The following is a 14,090-nucleotide window of genomic DNA, read 5'->3' on the forward strand; positions in this document are numbered from 1 at the left end:
CGGACGGGGTCTGATTACCCCTCCTCCGCCGCAGTCGCAACCCCCGTCGAGCGCTCGAGCGTCCCGCCTAACGTCGCTATCGACCGTGAGTGAAAGGAACGCGCATGTCCACCACCACCAAGGACGCCCCCACCAAGAACCGTCGTCGCCCGGCCCGCGGCGGCAGCGGTCCCGAGACCACCGACGAGCAGAACGCCGAGAAGGGCTTCCAGGCCTCGGAGAAGCTGACCGACAGCCTGCAGGCCGTCCTCGTCGACCTGATCGAGCTGTCGATCCAGGGCAAGCAGGCCCACTGGAACGTCGTGGGCAAGAACTTCCGCGACACGCACCTGCAGCTCGACGAGATCATCGACGCCGCCCGTGAGTTCAGCGACGAGATCGCCGAGCGTATGCGTGCCCTGCACGCGCTGCCCGACGGACGCAGCGACACGATCGCCGAGACCACGACCCTGCCGGAGTTCCCCCAGGGCGAGGTCGACACGGCCGAGGTCATCGACCTGATCACCGAGCGCCTCGACGCGACGGTCGGCACCGTCCGCGACGTGCACGACGACGTCGACGACGAAGACCCGACCAGCGCCGATATCCTGCACGGCGTGCTCGAGCGCCTCGAGCAGCTGTCGTGGATGGTCAGCGCCGAGAACCGCGTCGCCCGTAAGTCGTAATCACCGCAGAACACATCGGATGCCGGGGCCTCAGGGCCTCGGCATCCGTCGTTCGTGCGGTGGTTCCGTCCGCGCCACGGCTCACGTCCGCGCGACGGCTCAGCCGCGCGCGATGAGGAACGGCGGGTGCGGGCCTTCGAGGCGGGCGAGACCGAGCTTGACCTCCATGAGAGACGCTCCGACCTCCGCGAAGCGCTCATCGGTGCGGGTTTCCATCCGGTCGAACCGCGCGTCCATCCGCTCGAAGCGCGCGTCCATTTCCGCGAAGCGGGCATCGGTCCGGTGCTCGACACGGCCGAGCATCCACTTCATCCCGCTCAGGATGGTGACGGAGAGCGTCACGACCAGACCGACCGCCGTCGAGAGCAGAGGAAGAGTCTCCATCGGGCAATCCTTTCGGGGTGGGATGCAATGACTGTAGAGCACCGTGCTCCCGCCCCGCGGTGATGATGTCGGACAGTGGAGAACTTCGCCCGGGCCGCCCTCAGGAGGAGCGATCAGAGCCGCAGCACCTCGGTCACGCGCACGATCGCGGTGCCCTCCTCCTCGGAGGCGGCGAGGTCGACCTCCGCGCGCATTCGCCAGTCGTGGTCGCCGGCGGGGTCGTCGAGGATCTGCTCGACCCGCCAGACGCCCTCGGCGGCCGAGGACTCGTCGATGACGACGAGGGAAGACGAACGCGCCGCGCCGCCGGTGCCGATCGTGTCGTGCTCCTCGAAGTAGTCGTCGAGCACCCCCGGCCAGTCGACGTCGGGGTCGAGCTCGACCAGCTCGTCGTCGCGCTGCAGCGCCGCCAGCTGCACACGCCGGAACATCTCATTGCGCACGAGCACGACGAAGGCACGACGATTGGTGAGGATCGACGGCGGCGCGGGCGGCACCACCGGGGCGTCCGGGTCGTCTGCGGGATTGATGAGCTGCTCCCACTCGTCGACCAGGCTCGAGTCGACTTGACGCACCACCTCGCCGAGCCAGGCGATGAGGTCGAGCAGATCGGGCGTCTGTGCATCGACCGGCACCGTCTGGCGGATCGCGCGATACGCGTCGCTGAGGTAGCGCAGCACCAGACCTTCGCTGCGGGCGAGCTGGTACAGCGACACGTACTCGCCGAACGAGCACGCCCGCTCGAACATGTCGCGCACGACGGACTTGGGCGACAGCTCGAAGTCGCGGATCCACGGCTGGCTGGAGGCGAACACTTCGTAGGCCTGCGCGAGCAGCTCGTCCAGCGGCTTGGGCCAGGTGATCTGCTCGAGCAGCTCCATGCGCTCGTCGTACTCGATGCCCTCGCGCTTCATCGCCCCGACCGCTTCGCCGCGAGCGCGGAACTGCTGCTGCGACAGGATCGGGCGCGGGTCGTCGAGCGTCGCCTCGATGACGCTGACGACGTCGAGCGCGTAGTGGCCCGTGCCGACCGATGACGCCGGGGGCGCGGCATCCGGTGCCCTTCCGAGTTCGACCTCGGGGTCGAGCATCTCGATCGCGGCGAGCGCGAAGGGAGACAGCGGCTGGTTGAGGGCGAAGTTCGGCTGCAGATCGACCGTGAGACGGATGCCGTCGGCCCCGGCCTCGACGACCCCCGCCTGAACGAGGGTGCGGAAGATCGCGAGGGCCCGGCGGGCGAGCTCGTACTGGCGGGCGCGAGGCTCGTGGTTGTCGAAGACGAGCGAGCGGACGTTCGCGAAGACGTCTCCGCCGCGCGCGATGACGTTGATGAGCATGGCGGCCGAGAGCTTCATCTGCGGGACGAGGGGCTCGGGTTCGGCCGCGACCAGGCGGTCGTAGCTCTGCTCGGTCCAGTTGACGAAGCCCTGCGGCGCCTTCTTGCGCACGATCTTCTTCTGCTTCTTGAGGTCGTCGCCGGCCTTGAGGATCTGAGCGGCGTTCTCGATCTCGTGGTCGGGGGCCATGACGACGACCGTTCCCGCGGTGTCATAGCCTGCGCGGCCGGCGCGACCGGCGATCTGGTGGAACTCGCGCGCCGAGAGCTGGCGCATGCGCGTGCCGTCGTACTTGGTCAGCGCCGTCATCAGCACGGTGCGAATCGGTACGTTGATGCCGACGCCGAGGGTGTCGGTGCCGCAGATCACCCGCAGCAGCCCGCGCTGCGCGAGAGTCTCGACGAGCCGCCGGTACCGCGGCAGCATGCCGGCGTGGTGCACGCCGATCCCCGCGCGCACGTAGCGCGAGAGGGTCTTGCCGAAGCCGGTCGTGAAGCGGAAGCCGCCGATCGCCTCGGCGATCTCGTCGCGCTGCTCGCGCCCGATGATGCGGATCGACGACAGCGCCTGCGCCCGTTCCATCGCGGCGGCCTGAGAGAAGTGCACGACGTAGATCGGCGCTTGCCGGGTGTCGAGCAGTTCCTGCACCGTCTCGTGCACGGGCGTCCGGGCGTACTCGAAGTGAAGGGGTACCGGTCGTTCGACGCCCGTCACCCGCGCGGTGTTGCGGCCGGTGCGGCGCGTCAGGTCGTCGGCGATGTTCTCGACGTCGCCGAGCGTGGCCGACATGAGGATGAACTGCGCGCGCGTGAGCAACAGCAATGGCACCTGCCATGCCCAGCCGCGGTCGGCCTCGCCGTAGTAGTGGAACTCGTCCATCACGACCTGGTCGACGTCGGCGTCGGCACCCTGGCGGAGGGCCAGGTTCGCCAGGATCTCGGCCGTGCAGCAGATGATCGGGGCATCGGAATTCACCGAGGAGTCCCCCGTGACCATGCCGACGTTCTCGGCGCCGAAGATGTCGACCAGGGCGAAGAACTTCTCGCTCACCAGGGCCTTGATCGGCGCCGTGTAATAGGTGCGGCCGCCCCGGGCGAGGGATGCCGCATGCGCGGCCACCGCGACGAGCGACTTGCCCGTGCCGGTCGGGGTGGACAGGATCACGTTCGCGCCCGACACGATCTCGATCACTGCTTCGTCTTGCGCGGGGTACAGCGTGAGCCCTCGCGAGGCCGCCCACTCGACGAAGCCCAGGTACACGGCATCCGGATCGGCGCCGACGGGGACGTTCTCGAGAAGGGGGGTCACTCCCCCACCCTCTCATTCACCGGGCGGGCTCAGCCCCTGTCGCTGAAGACGCCCACGTTCTCGCCGTCGAAGACGAACTGCACGCTCGTGCCGACCGGGAAGCGCTGGACGAAGGCGGCGGGCATGCCGTCGGCGACGACGAACTGCACGGTGGCGGGGAACACCCCGGCTCCACAGCCGCCGTAGACGAAGTTGCCGCGGAAGCCGCGCGTGTCGTCGGCGTCCACCTCGTCGGCGTCGAGCAGGTAGAGACAGGGGTTGCGGTTGTCGGTCGCGTCGGTGGCAGCCCGCCCCGTGAACGCCGCAACCCCGTAGTAGTTCTCGTAGCCGCGTTCCGCGCCCGTGCGCTCACCGAACACGGCGGGAGCCGAGGAGTCCGGGTCGGGCACGAGTGTGTCGACCTGGGGTGCTCCCGCCGTCGCGGTCACGGGCACGAACGACACGCTCATCGCGGTTGCCGCGCTGGCGAGGGCGGCGACCGCGGCCAGCGAGACCGCCCATGCCCAGAGGCGGCGCTTCGAGTGCACGAGGGGAGGGCGCTCGCGGCGGATCTCCTCCTCGTCCTCCTCGTCCTCCTCGTCGTGCTGCGCGGACGCGACCGCGGCGCTCGAACCCGCCGGCGGGGCGGGCGGCGTTCGCGGAGCCGTGGGGAGCCGGTCCTCGCGCTCGAGCTCTTCGAGGTCTCGAAGACGCGAGACGGCGACCGGGTCGTCGGCGATGTCGGCCTCGGGGCCGTAGGCCCGCGCGCGCAACAGACGCAACTCCTCACGCACATCGTCGTCCATATCCAGAATGGTTTCACACCTCCCGGGGGCCGGGGCCGACTCCCGGTATATGCGTGGGAATAGATCACCGACCGCGGCGTTACACACGTCATGCGCTCCTTCGGCACACTCTCCTTCGGCCATTACGGCCCCCTCGGCGGCGGTCGCCAGCTCAGCGCCGGCGACTCGATGCTCCAGGCGATCGACCTCGCCCAGGGCATGGACGACCTCGGGGTCAACGGCGTCTCGTTCCGCGTGCACCACTTCGCACGCCAGCAGGCGGCCCCCATGCCCCTGCTCGCCGCCATCGCCGCGCGCACCTCGCGCATCGAGGTCGGCACCGGCGTCATCGACATGCGATACGAGAACCCCCTCATGCTCGCCGAGGAGGCGGCATCCGTCGACCTCATCAGCGCCAACCGCCTCGCCCTGGGCGTGAGCCGCGGGTCACCCGAGACGGTCGTCCGCGGCTACGAGGCCTTCGGCTACACCGGGTCCGAGGATCCGCGCGGCAGCGATATCGCCCGCGAGCACTTCGACCTGTTCCTCCGCGCGATCGACGGCGAGGGTCTCGCCGAGCGCGACCCGATGAGCCCCTTCGGCGGCGGCACGGGCCTGCAGCGCATCGAGCCGCACTCCCCGGGGCTTCGCAAGCGCATCTGGTGGGGCGCCGGCACCACGGCCACCGCGGAGTGGGCCGGGCGGATCGGCGTTAACCTCATGTCATCGACGCTGCTCACCGAGGCCGACGGCACGCCCTTCGACCTCCTGCAGGCGCAGCAGCTCGATGCCTTCCGCGCCGCGTGGCGCGAGGCCGGCCACGAGGGCGAACCGCGCACCTCGGTCAGCCGCAGCATCTTCCCCATCGTCACCGCGGAAGACGAGATGTACTTCGGCGGCTCGGCCGGCAGCGACCAGATCGGCGTGATCGACGGCATGCGCTCGACCTTCGGCAAGACCTACGCCGCGACCCCCGACAAGCTCGTCGAGCAGCTGCAGAACGACGCCGCCGTGATGAGCGCCGACACGCTCATGCTCACGATCCCGTCTCAGATGGGGGTGGAGTTCAACCTGCGCCTCGTCGAGAACTTCGCGAAGCACGTCGCCCCCGCCCTCGGATGGCAGTCGACCCTCGCGACGGTCTGAGCAACTCCCCGAACGGATCCGGATGCCGATCGACTCGGCATCCGGATCCGTTCGGCGTTTCGCGGAGAGTCGTACGGTGAGAGGGTGAGCGTCACCGTCCGCGAAGCCGTCTTCCCGCGAGACGCCGCGGCCGTCAGCGCCCTCGTCGGGGCGTACCTGCGACAGACGGAGGCGGAGAAGGGCGAGCGCGGGCTCGCCGCCGACACGTTTCCCGAGCGGTACGCGCGGGAGATCGACGACCCGGCGGCGGCATTCGCGGGCCGGCACGCCCTCATCGCCACCGTCGACGGCGCAGATGTCGGTCTCGTCGTCTCATCGACCGTGCCCGAAGGCACGGAACTCTCGCGGGTGTGGACCGATCCGCGCGCCCGGGGGCGAGGCGTCGGAACCGCGTTGCTCACGGCTGCGCTCAGCGGAGCCGTGCGACCGGTGCGTCTGTCGGTCTGGGATTGGCGTGAGCCCGCGGTGCGGATGTACCGCGCTGCGGGTTTCGAGGTCGTCCCGTCGTGGGACGACCGGCCGGGACTCGTCTGCCTCGAGCTGCGGTGACCCGAGCCGCGCTGGTCAGCGTGCCGGCGGCACCCGCATCGTGCCGTCGAGCGTCCACCCGTTCTGATCGACGGCGCCCGTGGCATCCGCCCGCTTCGCTCCGGGATCGGCGTACCAGAGGCAGACGAGACCCCGCTCGCGCCACAGGGCTTGACGGCTCATCGCGTCCTCGGCCATCCAGAACGCTCCGCCGCCGGTTCGACGGCGCAGCTCGGCAAGCCAGGTCGCGTACCCCGCGTCCGGTTCGGATGCCGCGGCGTGGGGCCGTGCGAGCTCGATGAAGCGGCCGGCCAGGGTCTCGGTCGTCCAATCGGTGCGCCCGTCCTGAAAGACGTCCTCTCCGCCCGCGCTGGAGTACCTCAGCACCACGTTGCTCTCCCGCTCGAGAGGACTGTCGTGCGTCTCGCCCGGTTCGGGAACGAACACGCGACACCGCCAGTGCCCCGTCGCGTAGAGGTTCGCGTTGATGCGGATGCCCTGCCAGCCGCGCTCGTGGGCATGCGCCACGGCCGCGACGAGACGGAACGCGACGGGAATCACCGGTACTCCGTCAGTCCCCGCGAGCGGGCGATGGTCTGCGACACGAGGTACTCGCCCCACGCCACCGCGTAGGCGCCGAGAGCGGCCCACACCCACGCGGAGGGCAGGATGCCGATGACCCCGAGCAACGCCGCGATCGTCAGCACGACGACGACAGCGAGCACCGGCACGATCGCCCGCGCGCCGATGGCACCCGCGCTGGTGCGCCAGATGACCAGCAGCGCTCCCGCCGTCGCGACGAGGAGGATGACGGGGGTGAACCATGGCCCCAGGGCACCCATGGTGATCGCGGCACCGATACCGGCGGTGGCGAGGGACGCGGTGCGGAGGGCGCGGATCCGTGTCGGAGAGGGCGAGACGGCGATGGGATGCTCCTGGGAGGGGGGCTGAACGCGGGGAACCGGACCCGTCCATGACGACGGGCAGGGACGGCTTTCCAGGGTACCCGCGCCTCGATCCGCCGCCGCGGGGCGTTCGTGTCTACGGTGGACACGTGGGCATCTCTCTGACGCGTGTCGATCTCTCGGGTGCAGACGATCGCGCCGCGCTGACGGCGTTCCTCACCTCGAACACCTTCCCGTTCCACGTGCGCGTGCGTCCGACGGTCGCGCAGGTCGAGAACGACATCCGCGCGGGCTCCTGGGACGGCGACGACGTCGAGACCTTCTGGATCGACGACGAGAGGGACGGCCGCGTCGGTGTGATCCGGCTGGAGGACCTGCAAGACGCCACCGTGACGGTCGATCTGCGCCTCGCCGACGGCGCCCGCGGTCGAGGCTTCGGCTCGGCGGCGTTGTCGGCCGCGACCCACCTCGTCTTCTCGCACCACCCCGGCGTCATCCGCTTCGAGGGCCAGACCCGCGACGACAACGTCGCCATGCGGCGGGTCTTCGATCAGTGCGGCTGGGTGCTAGAGGCGCACTACCGCGACGGCTGGCCCGTCGAGGGCAGCGCCCCCCTGGCATCCGTCGCCTACAGCGTTCTGCGCCGCGACTGGGCGAGTGGCTCCACGACGCCCGTGCCGCGTGGACCCGAGGTGACGCTCCGCGGCGAGTTGCGCTGCGCCGACGCCACCGAGGCGCAGCGCGTGCGCGCACATCTCGCCGAGCACATCGCTCTGACACGTGCGGAACCGGGATGCCTCTCTTTCGACGTCGACCCCACCGACACCGACGGCGTCTGGAGCGTGTCGGAGCGCTTCGTCGATGAAGCGGCTTTCGACGCGCACCAGCGCCGCGTCGCCGCGAGCACGTGGGGACGCGAGACCGCCGGGATCCAGCGCTTCTACGTCATCCACGGAAGGGCCTTGGATGCCGACGCCCTCATCGTCACGGCCTGGGCGGCCGAAGAGACGCTTCTGCATCCGGCGGTGCGCTCGAACCCTCGCGAGCTGAACCGGTTGCTCGACCCCGAGTTCGTCGAGGTCGGCCAGTCCGGCCGTCGGTGGACGCGAGACGGGATCGTCGCCGCCCTGGGGGATGAACCGGGAACCGACTCCTCGCCCCTCGTCGAAGAACGAGAGAGTCGGCTCGTCGGACCTGACACGGTCCTCTTGACCTATCTGCTGCGCTTCGAGAACCGCGTCAGCCGCCGGTCGTCCCTCTGGCGCTGCGACCCCGCACCGCGGTGCCTGTTCCACCAGGGGACGCCGGTCGGCTGAGGCGTCACCCGTTCGCCGGGAAGGCGGTGTACTCCGCCGGCGCACTGTCGGGGTGGAGGTTCCGGAACGCCGCGAGGTCACGCACGTTCTTCTGCACCGCGACAACGGCGAAGAGGCTCATCGCGAAGCCGATGCCGTAGAAGCCCTTCTCGGACAGCAGCAGCTCGGCGTTCCAGAGGCCGACCGCCATGAGGGCGAGCGCGACGAGAAGCATGCCCCAGGCGACGCCGAGGTAAGCGCCGGTCACGGGGATGTCTTCCGCACGGTCGCGGACGACCTTCTGCACCGAGATGGCGGCGAAGAGACCGAGCAGGAAGACCGCGAGGTAGAACCCCTTCTCGGCGAGCGTCATCTGTGCGTTGTACAGGCCGATGAAGTACACCGAGGCCCCCAGCCCGAGCGCCACCCACGAGGCCCCCACGAACGCTCCGGTCGGGCGACCGAGCATGTGTTGAGCGTGTCCATCCGTCATCTTTCCACCCCTTCGTCGGGTCCCCTGGCGGGGACGTATGCCGTGGCGGAGAAGCTAGCGGAAAGTTCATGCCGAAAATGCCATGATCCCTTCACCTGTGGACAACGACGGGGAGCGACCACGGGTCCTCGTCCGCCGTCCGCGAACCCCGTCGACCTGGCGCCGCCGAAGATGGTTTGCTGGCCCGCATGCGACAGCTCCTCATCCTCGGTGGAACCGGATGGCTCGGCCGCGCCGTCGCGGCGCAGGCCCTCGCGCAGGGGGCCGAGGTCACCTGCCTCGCCCGCGGCGAATCCGGCGAGACGGCACCGGGCGCACGACTGATCCGCGCCGACCGCAACGACCCCGACTCCTACGCGCGCGTGCAGCGCGACTGGGACGAGGTGGTCGAGCTCTCGTGGGACGCGGGGTTCGTGGCATCCGCCCTCGACGCCCTCGCCGACCGGGCCGCGCACTGGACCCTCGTGTCGAGCGTCTCGGTCTATGCCCGCTCCGACATCCCGTTCGCCGACGAGTCGGCGGGGCTCGTCGAGCCGAGCGACCTCGAGCAGTATCCGGATGCCAAGGTGCACGCCGAACGGCTCACCTCGGCGCGACTGGGTGACCGGGTGCTCCTCGCGCGGGCGGGGCTGATCGCGGGGCCGGGCGATCCCACCGACCGCTTCGGCTACTGGCCCGCACGGTACGCCCGCGGCGGGCGGGTCGTCGCGCCCGTGGCGGCCGGCCGTCACGTCCAGGCGATCGACGTGGACGATCTCGCCGCGTGGATCGCGCACGCCGGACGCACGGGTGTCACGGGCCCGATCAACGCGGTCGGCGAAGAACTGCCGCTCGCCGCGGTGCTCGCGGCGGCCCGCGATGCGGCCGGAACGGCGAGCGAGACCGTCACCCTCGACGATGACACCCTCATCGCGCGCGGCGTCGCCTACTGGGCCGGGCCGCGCTCACTCCCCCTGTGGCTGCCCGAGAGCGCGGGCGGATTCGCACGGCGCAGCGACGCCGCCTTCGTGGCATCCGGAGGGCGACGCCGCTCCCTCGCCGAGACGATACGCCGCACGCTCGACGATGAGCGCGAGCGCGGACTGGACCGCCCCCGCCGCGCCGGACTCACACCCGCCGAAGAGGCGGAGATCATCGGCGCCTAACGCCCGTTGCGGTCAGCCGCAGAACGCGGAGGCGCCGACGACACCTCGAGCGTGTCGAGACCGCGAAGCGAGGTCCAGATCAGCTCCTCACCCTTCGCGGCGTGCTGCGACGCGCGCACGGCGCGCTCGTCGGCCCACGAGTTGAGCACGTGCCCCGAGTGCCCGCGCACGTGTTCGAGTTCGACGTCGGGCAGGCCCGCGGCCCGTCGGGCGTCACGGGCGGCGATGAGGGCTTCGAGGATGCCCTGGTTGGCGACCGGCTTCTTCGCGCTCGTGACCCAGCCGCGGCGGCGATGGCCGTCCATCCACTTCGAGTAGGTGTCGATGGCGTACTTCGAATCGGCCTGCACCACGAGCTCGCGCACGTCGGCATGGTCGGTGATGGCGTGCAGGAGCCCGAGCAGCTCGCCGATGTTGTTGGTGCCCTCGGGGATCGATCCGGCCGCCCAGTGTCCGTCTTCGCCGACCCAGGCCCACCCGGCAGGCCCGGGGTTGCCCTTGCAGGCGCCGTCGGTGGCGACGACGTAGCGGTCAGCGGGCGACGGGGAATCGGTACTGCTCATCCCTCTAGTCTCCCCCGGGGCGCCACGGACGAACGACGACGCCCCCGCCGCCGGCCCGATGACCGGCGGTGGGGCGTCGTCGCAGGGGTCAGTCGCGGCCGCTCTCGGCCTTCTTCTGACCTGCCTCGAGCACATCGCCCGCCGGCAGTTCCTGGTGCCCGCCGAACTGCAGACGCATCGCCGAGAGCACCTGGTTGGCGAAGTGGTCCTCGCCGCGCGAGGCGAACCGCTCGAACAGCGACGCGGCCAGCACGGGCACCGGCACGCCCGTGTCGACGGCGGCCTTGACGGTCCAGCGCCCCTCGCCCGAGTCGGACACGCGACCGGCCAGACCATCGAGCGTCGGGTTCTGCGCGAGAGCCGCCGCGGTGAGGTCGAGCAGCCACGACGAGATGACCGAGCCGCGGCGCCAGAGCTCGGTGACGCGGGCCGTGTCGATGTCGAACTGGTAGAACTCGGGCTCCTCGAGGGGAGCGACCTCGGCGGAGTGCTCCCCCTGGTGCAGTCCCGCGTCGGCGTTGTTGAGCACGTTCAGCCCCTCGGCGAGAGCCGCCATGATGCCGTACTCGATGCCGTTGTGGACCATCTTCACGAAGTGACCCGAGCCGGAGGGGCCGCAGTGCAGATAGCCGCGTTCCTCGGTCGTGTAGTCGCCGGTTCGGCCGGGCGTGCGCTCGACCTCTCCCGGCCCGGGGGCGACGGTGCGCAGGACCGGCTCGAGGTGCGCGACGGCCTCGTCGTGGCCGCCCACCATGAGGCAGTAGCCGCGCTCGAGACCGAAGACGCCGCCGCTCGTGCCCACGTCGACGTAGTGGATGCCGCTCTCGTCGAGCTTCTTCGCCCGGCGCACGTCGTCGCGGTAGTTCGAGTTGCCGCCGTCGATGATGATGTCGCCCGGCTCGAGGACGGCGGCGACCTCGTCGACGACCGTGCCGGTGAGACCGGCGGGGATCATGAGCCATACGGCGCGGGGCTTCTGCAGTTTCGAGGCGAGATCGGCGATGCTCGTCGCCCCGGTGGCCCCCTCCGCGACCAGGGATGCCACGGCATCCTGGTTCACGTCGAACACGACGCAGTCGTGACCGTCCCTCATGAGCCTGCGGACGATGTTGGCGCCCATTCGTCCGAGTCCGACCATGGCGAGTTGCATTGGTTCCCCGTTCGTCGTGGATCACGGCCGCCGCACGCGGCCCCTCCGCGAGTCTAGGAGCGTACGAGGGCACGAAGGATCGGTGCTAGCCCTGGAAATCCTCGGGATCGACGTCGTCGAGGAACCGTCGGAATTCCTCGACACGGTCATCGTCGGCGCCCCCACCGTCGAGCTCCACGGTCTCGTCGGGCACCGCGGCCTCGTCGAACACGGCGTCCGCCACGAGGATCGGAGCATCGGCGCGTGCCGCGAGGGCGATGGCATCGGAGGGACGGGAGTCGAAGGTCCGCGGCCCCGCCGGGGTGTTCACCACCACCCGCGCGTGGAAGGTCCCCTCGTCGAGGTGGGTGATCTCGACGCGATCCACGGAGGCCGACAGTTCACCGAGCATCGCGGTCATGAGGTCGTGCGCGAGAGGACGCGGCGAGCCGGTGCGTTCGATCGCGACGAGGATCGACATGGCCTCCTGCGGCCCGATCCAGACGGGAAGCACCCGGTCGCCGTCCGTCGTGGTGTCGACGGGCTTCAGCAGGATGACGTGCTGCTGCGCCGGATCCAGTGCGACCCCGACGACGTGCACCCGGATCATGCAGCCATCGTACGGGGCGTGCCCGTGGTCCGCGCGTTCAGCGCAGGATGCCGAGACTCCGCGCGGCCGAGACGGCGGCGGTACGCGACGAGACGCCGAGCTTGGAGAACACGTGCGCGAGGTGGGATTTCACCGTCGCGTCGGTGATGTGCAGGCGCGCGGCGACCTCGGCGTTCGTCGCCCCGCGGGCGACGAGTCGCACCACCTCGATCTCGCGCGCCGAGAGCGTCACCCGGGGCTCGCGCAGGCGGGCCAGCAGGCGCCCCGCGATGGCCGGAGCCAGGGCGCTCTGCCCCGCGGCGGCGGCGCGGACGCCCGCGAGCAGTTCGTGGGGCGGGGCGTCCTTCAGCAGATAACCGCTGGCGCCCGCCTCGACGGCGCCGAGGATGTCGCCGTCGGTGTCGTAGTTCGTCAGCACGAGCACGTACGGCGGCGCGGCCAGGGCGCGCACCCGCCGGGTGGCCTCGGCGCCGGCGGCCCGCTCGCCGAACTGCAGGTCCATCAGGACGAGCTCCGGAGCGAGCGATTCGGCGAGCGCGACGGCTTCGTCTGCGGTGGCGGCCTCGCCGATGACCGCGATGTCGTGCTCGGCGTCGAGCAGGGCGCGGACGCCGGCCCGTACGACCGGGTGGTCGTCGGCGATGAGCACGCGGATCACGACGTCGCTCCGGGCAGCACCACGGTGATGGTCGAACCGACGCCGGGCGCGCTGTCGACCTCGAGCACGCCGTCGAGCTGGTCGACGCGCTCGCGCATGGCCCGCAGCCCGAAGGAGTCGGTTCCGGCTGCCGCGGCCTCGGCGCCGCTCGCATCGAACCCGGCGCCGTCGTCGGAGATCGTCAGACGCGCACCGCTCGACTGCGGCACGAGCCGCATACTCACGCGCCGCGCCCCGGCGTGCTGGGCGACGTTCGCGAGGGCGCCCTGGGCGATGCGCAGCAGGGCGGTCTGCGCGTCCATGGGCAGCGAGACCGCGGCATCCACCTCGACCTCGACGTCGATGCCCTCGCGGGTCCCCCACCCGGCGGCCAGACGCTCGAGGGCGGACCCCAGGCCACGATCGAGGCTCGGCGGCGAGAGTTCGCGGATGAACCGGCGAGTCTCGGCGAGACCGTCGGCCGCGGTCTGACGAGCGAGTCGAACGTGGTCGATACCGGGGCCGTCGGCGTCCGCCCGCTCCGCGGCGTGGAGGAGCATCTGGATGCTGGAGAGCCCTTGCGCCACGGTGTCGTGCAGCTCCCGCGCCAGTCGCGCCCGCTCGGCGAGGGTGCCCTGCTCGCGCTCGGCGGCCGCGAGCCGATCGCGCGTGGCGAGGAGCTCGGCCATGAGGGCTTCACGCTCCGCCGCCCGTCGCTCGAGGGCTCCGTAGCCCAGGCCGATGAGCAGCGCCACACCCGCACCGACGACAGGCCCGACGACGCCGCCGACGGTGAGGCCCCCGTGGACGGCGAACGCGGCGATCGTGAGAGCGGTCGCGCCGACGACCGCCACGGGACCGGCGACCCCGGGCAGCACGTGCAGATACAGGAAGAACAGCGGGAAGACGAGGTACGCCGCCTCGGGGACGAGCCACACCAGTGCCGCCCACACCACCGTGAGCGCCGCCACCCACACCACGCCGCGCCGCGATCGCCCCGCGCGGGCGATCCAGAGGCCCGCGAGGTACACCGCGCCCAGCGCTCCCGCGAGCACGAGGGCGAGCACCGACCCGTCCGTCAGCAGCACGCGCGCGACGACGAGAGCGAGCAGGCCGCCGAAGAGGGCGTGCAAGCCCGCGCGCAGCCCCGCGAAGACGGGGGCGAGGGGACGATGGGTCAT

The 14,090-nt window shown here is 70.9% G+C and carries 16 protein-coding genes; 5 read left to right on the forward strand and 11 right to left on the reverse strand.

What is annotated here, in order from left to right:
* Window positions 1–104 precede the first annotated feature (104 nt).
* Entirely contained in the window at window positions 105–665 is a 561-nt protein-coding gene (locus NE358_RS12655) for a Dps family protein (RefSeq protein WP_103206025.1), read from the forward strand.
* 99 nt (window positions 666–764) lie between these two features.
* Here NE358_RS12655 and NE358_RS12660 read toward each other — a convergent pair whose 3' ends face one another.
* From NE358_RS12660 to NE358_RS12670, 3 genes are all read right to left on the reverse strand, one after another.
* Window positions 765–1,049, reverse strand: coding sequence for a hypothetical protein (locus NE358_RS12660; protein ID WP_116239183.1), 285 nt, complete (start codon window positions 1,047–1,049; stop codon window positions 765–767).
* Between the two features lie 113 nt (window positions 1,050–1,162).
* Window positions 1,163–3,694 carry a DEAD/DEAH box helicase gene (locus tag NE358_RS12665; protein ID WP_289939045.1) on the reverse strand — a complete coding sequence of 844 codons (2,532 nt, stop codon included), beginning with the start codon at window positions 3,692–3,694 and terminating at the stop codon, window positions 1,163–1,165.
* 29 nt (window positions 3,695–3,723) lie between these two features.
* Window positions 3,724–4,479: a hypothetical protein gene (locus NE358_RS12670; RefSeq protein ID WP_289939046.1), complete on the reverse strand. Its 756-nt coding sequence runs from the start codon at window positions 4,477–4,479 to the stop codon at window positions 3,724–3,726.
* Between the two features lie 90 nt (window positions 4,480–4,569).
* On the opposite strand from NE358_RS12670, the gene NE358_RS12675 reads away from it, so the two are divergent.
* Together NE358_RS12675 and NE358_RS12680 are read left to right on the forward strand one after the other, a co-directional pair.
* On the forward strand, window positions 4,570–5,604 hold the full coding sequence (locus tag NE358_RS12675; protein ID WP_103206021.1) for an LLM class flavin-dependent oxidoreductase: 1,035 nt from the start codon (window positions 4,570–4,572) through the stop codon (window positions 5,602–5,604).
* 84 nt (window positions 5,605–5,688) lie between these two features.
* Entirely contained in the window at window positions 5,689–6,153 is a 465-nt protein-coding gene (locus NE358_RS12680) for a GNAT family N-acetyltransferase (RefSeq protein WP_289939049.1), read from the forward strand.
* A gap of 15 nt (window positions 6,154–6,168) precedes the next feature.
* Here NE358_RS12680 and NE358_RS12685 read toward each other — a convergent pair whose 3' ends face one another.
* Both NE358_RS12685 and NE358_RS12690 read right to left on the reverse strand, forming a co-directional pair.
* Window positions 6,169–6,693 carry a hypothetical protein gene (locus NE358_RS12685; RefSeq protein ID WP_289939050.1) on the reverse strand — a complete coding sequence of 175 codons (525 nt, stop codon included), beginning with the start codon at window positions 6,691–6,693 and terminating at the stop codon, window positions 6,169–6,171.
* The gene (locus NE358_RS12690; RefSeq protein ID WP_103206019.1) at window positions 6,690–6,974 is read right to left on the reverse strand and encodes a hypothetical protein; all 285 of its coding nucleotides are present in this window, start codon (window positions 6,972–6,974) and stop codon (window positions 6,690–6,692) included. The genes NE358_RS12685 and NE358_RS12690 overlap by 4 nt, the downstream gene beginning before the upstream one ends.
* A 212-nt stretch (window positions 6,975–7,186) precedes the next feature.
* On the opposite strand from NE358_RS12690, the gene NE358_RS12695 reads away from it, so the two are divergent.
* A complete protein-coding gene (locus tag NE358_RS12695; protein WP_353853273.1) occupies window positions 7,187–8,353 on the forward strand; it encodes a GNAT family N-acetyltransferase in 1,167 nt (388 codons plus the stop codon).
* A gap of 4 nt (window positions 8,354–8,357) precedes the next feature.
* On the opposite strand, the gene yiaA is transcribed toward NE358_RS12695, so the two are convergent.
* Complete coding sequence (gene yiaA, locus NE358_RS12700) at window positions 8,358–8,825, reverse strand: inner membrane protein YiaA (protein ID WP_289939052.1); 468 nt, start codon at window positions 8,823–8,825, stop codon at window positions 8,358–8,360.
* Window positions 8,826–9,013: 188 nt separating this feature from the next.
* On the opposite strand from yiaA, the gene NE358_RS12705 reads away from it, so the two are divergent.
* Window positions 9,014–9,970, forward strand: coding sequence for an NAD-dependent epimerase/dehydratase family protein (locus NE358_RS12705; protein ID WP_289939054.1), 957 nt, complete (start codon window positions 9,014–9,016; stop codon window positions 9,968–9,970).
* On the opposite strand, the gene NE358_RS12710 is transcribed toward NE358_RS12705, so the two are convergent.
* The 5 genes from NE358_RS12710 to NE358_RS12730 form a co-directional block, all read right to left on the reverse strand.
* Window positions 9,967–10,533 (reverse strand): ribonuclease H family protein, encoded by a 567-nt coding sequence (locus NE358_RS12710; protein WP_103206016.1) that lies wholly within the window; start codon window positions 10,531–10,533, stop codon window positions 9,967–9,969. The genes NE358_RS12705 and NE358_RS12710 overlap by 4 nt on opposite strands.
* Window positions 10,534–10,621: 88 nt before the next feature.
* Window positions 10,622–11,683: a phosphogluconate dehydrogenase (NAD(+)-dependent, decarboxylating) gene (gene gnd, locus NE358_RS12715; RefSeq protein ID WP_103206015.1), complete on the reverse strand. Its 1,062-nt coding sequence runs from the start codon at window positions 11,681–11,683 to the stop codon at window positions 10,622–10,624.
* An 85-nt stretch (window positions 11,684–11,768) separates the two neighbouring features.
* On the reverse strand, window positions 11,769–12,272 hold the full coding sequence (locus NE358_RS12720; protein WP_141376281.1) for a bifunctional nuclease family protein: 504 nt from the start codon (window positions 12,270–12,272) through the stop codon (window positions 11,769–11,771).
* Between the two features lie 37 nt (window positions 12,273–12,309).
* Window positions 12,310–12,930: a response regulator gene (locus NE358_RS12725; RefSeq protein WP_289939060.1), complete on the reverse strand. Its 621-nt coding sequence runs from the start codon at window positions 12,928–12,930 to the stop codon at window positions 12,310–12,312.
* Window positions 12,927–14,090, reverse strand: a complete 1,164-nt coding sequence (locus tag NE358_RS12730; RefSeq protein WP_116239194.1) for a sensor histidine kinase — start codon at window positions 14,088–14,090, stop codon at window positions 12,927–12,929. The genes NE358_RS12725 and NE358_RS12730 overlap by 4 nt, the downstream gene beginning before the upstream one ends.

The sequence above is a fragment of the Sphingomonas sp. G5 genome (assembly GCF_052660795.1).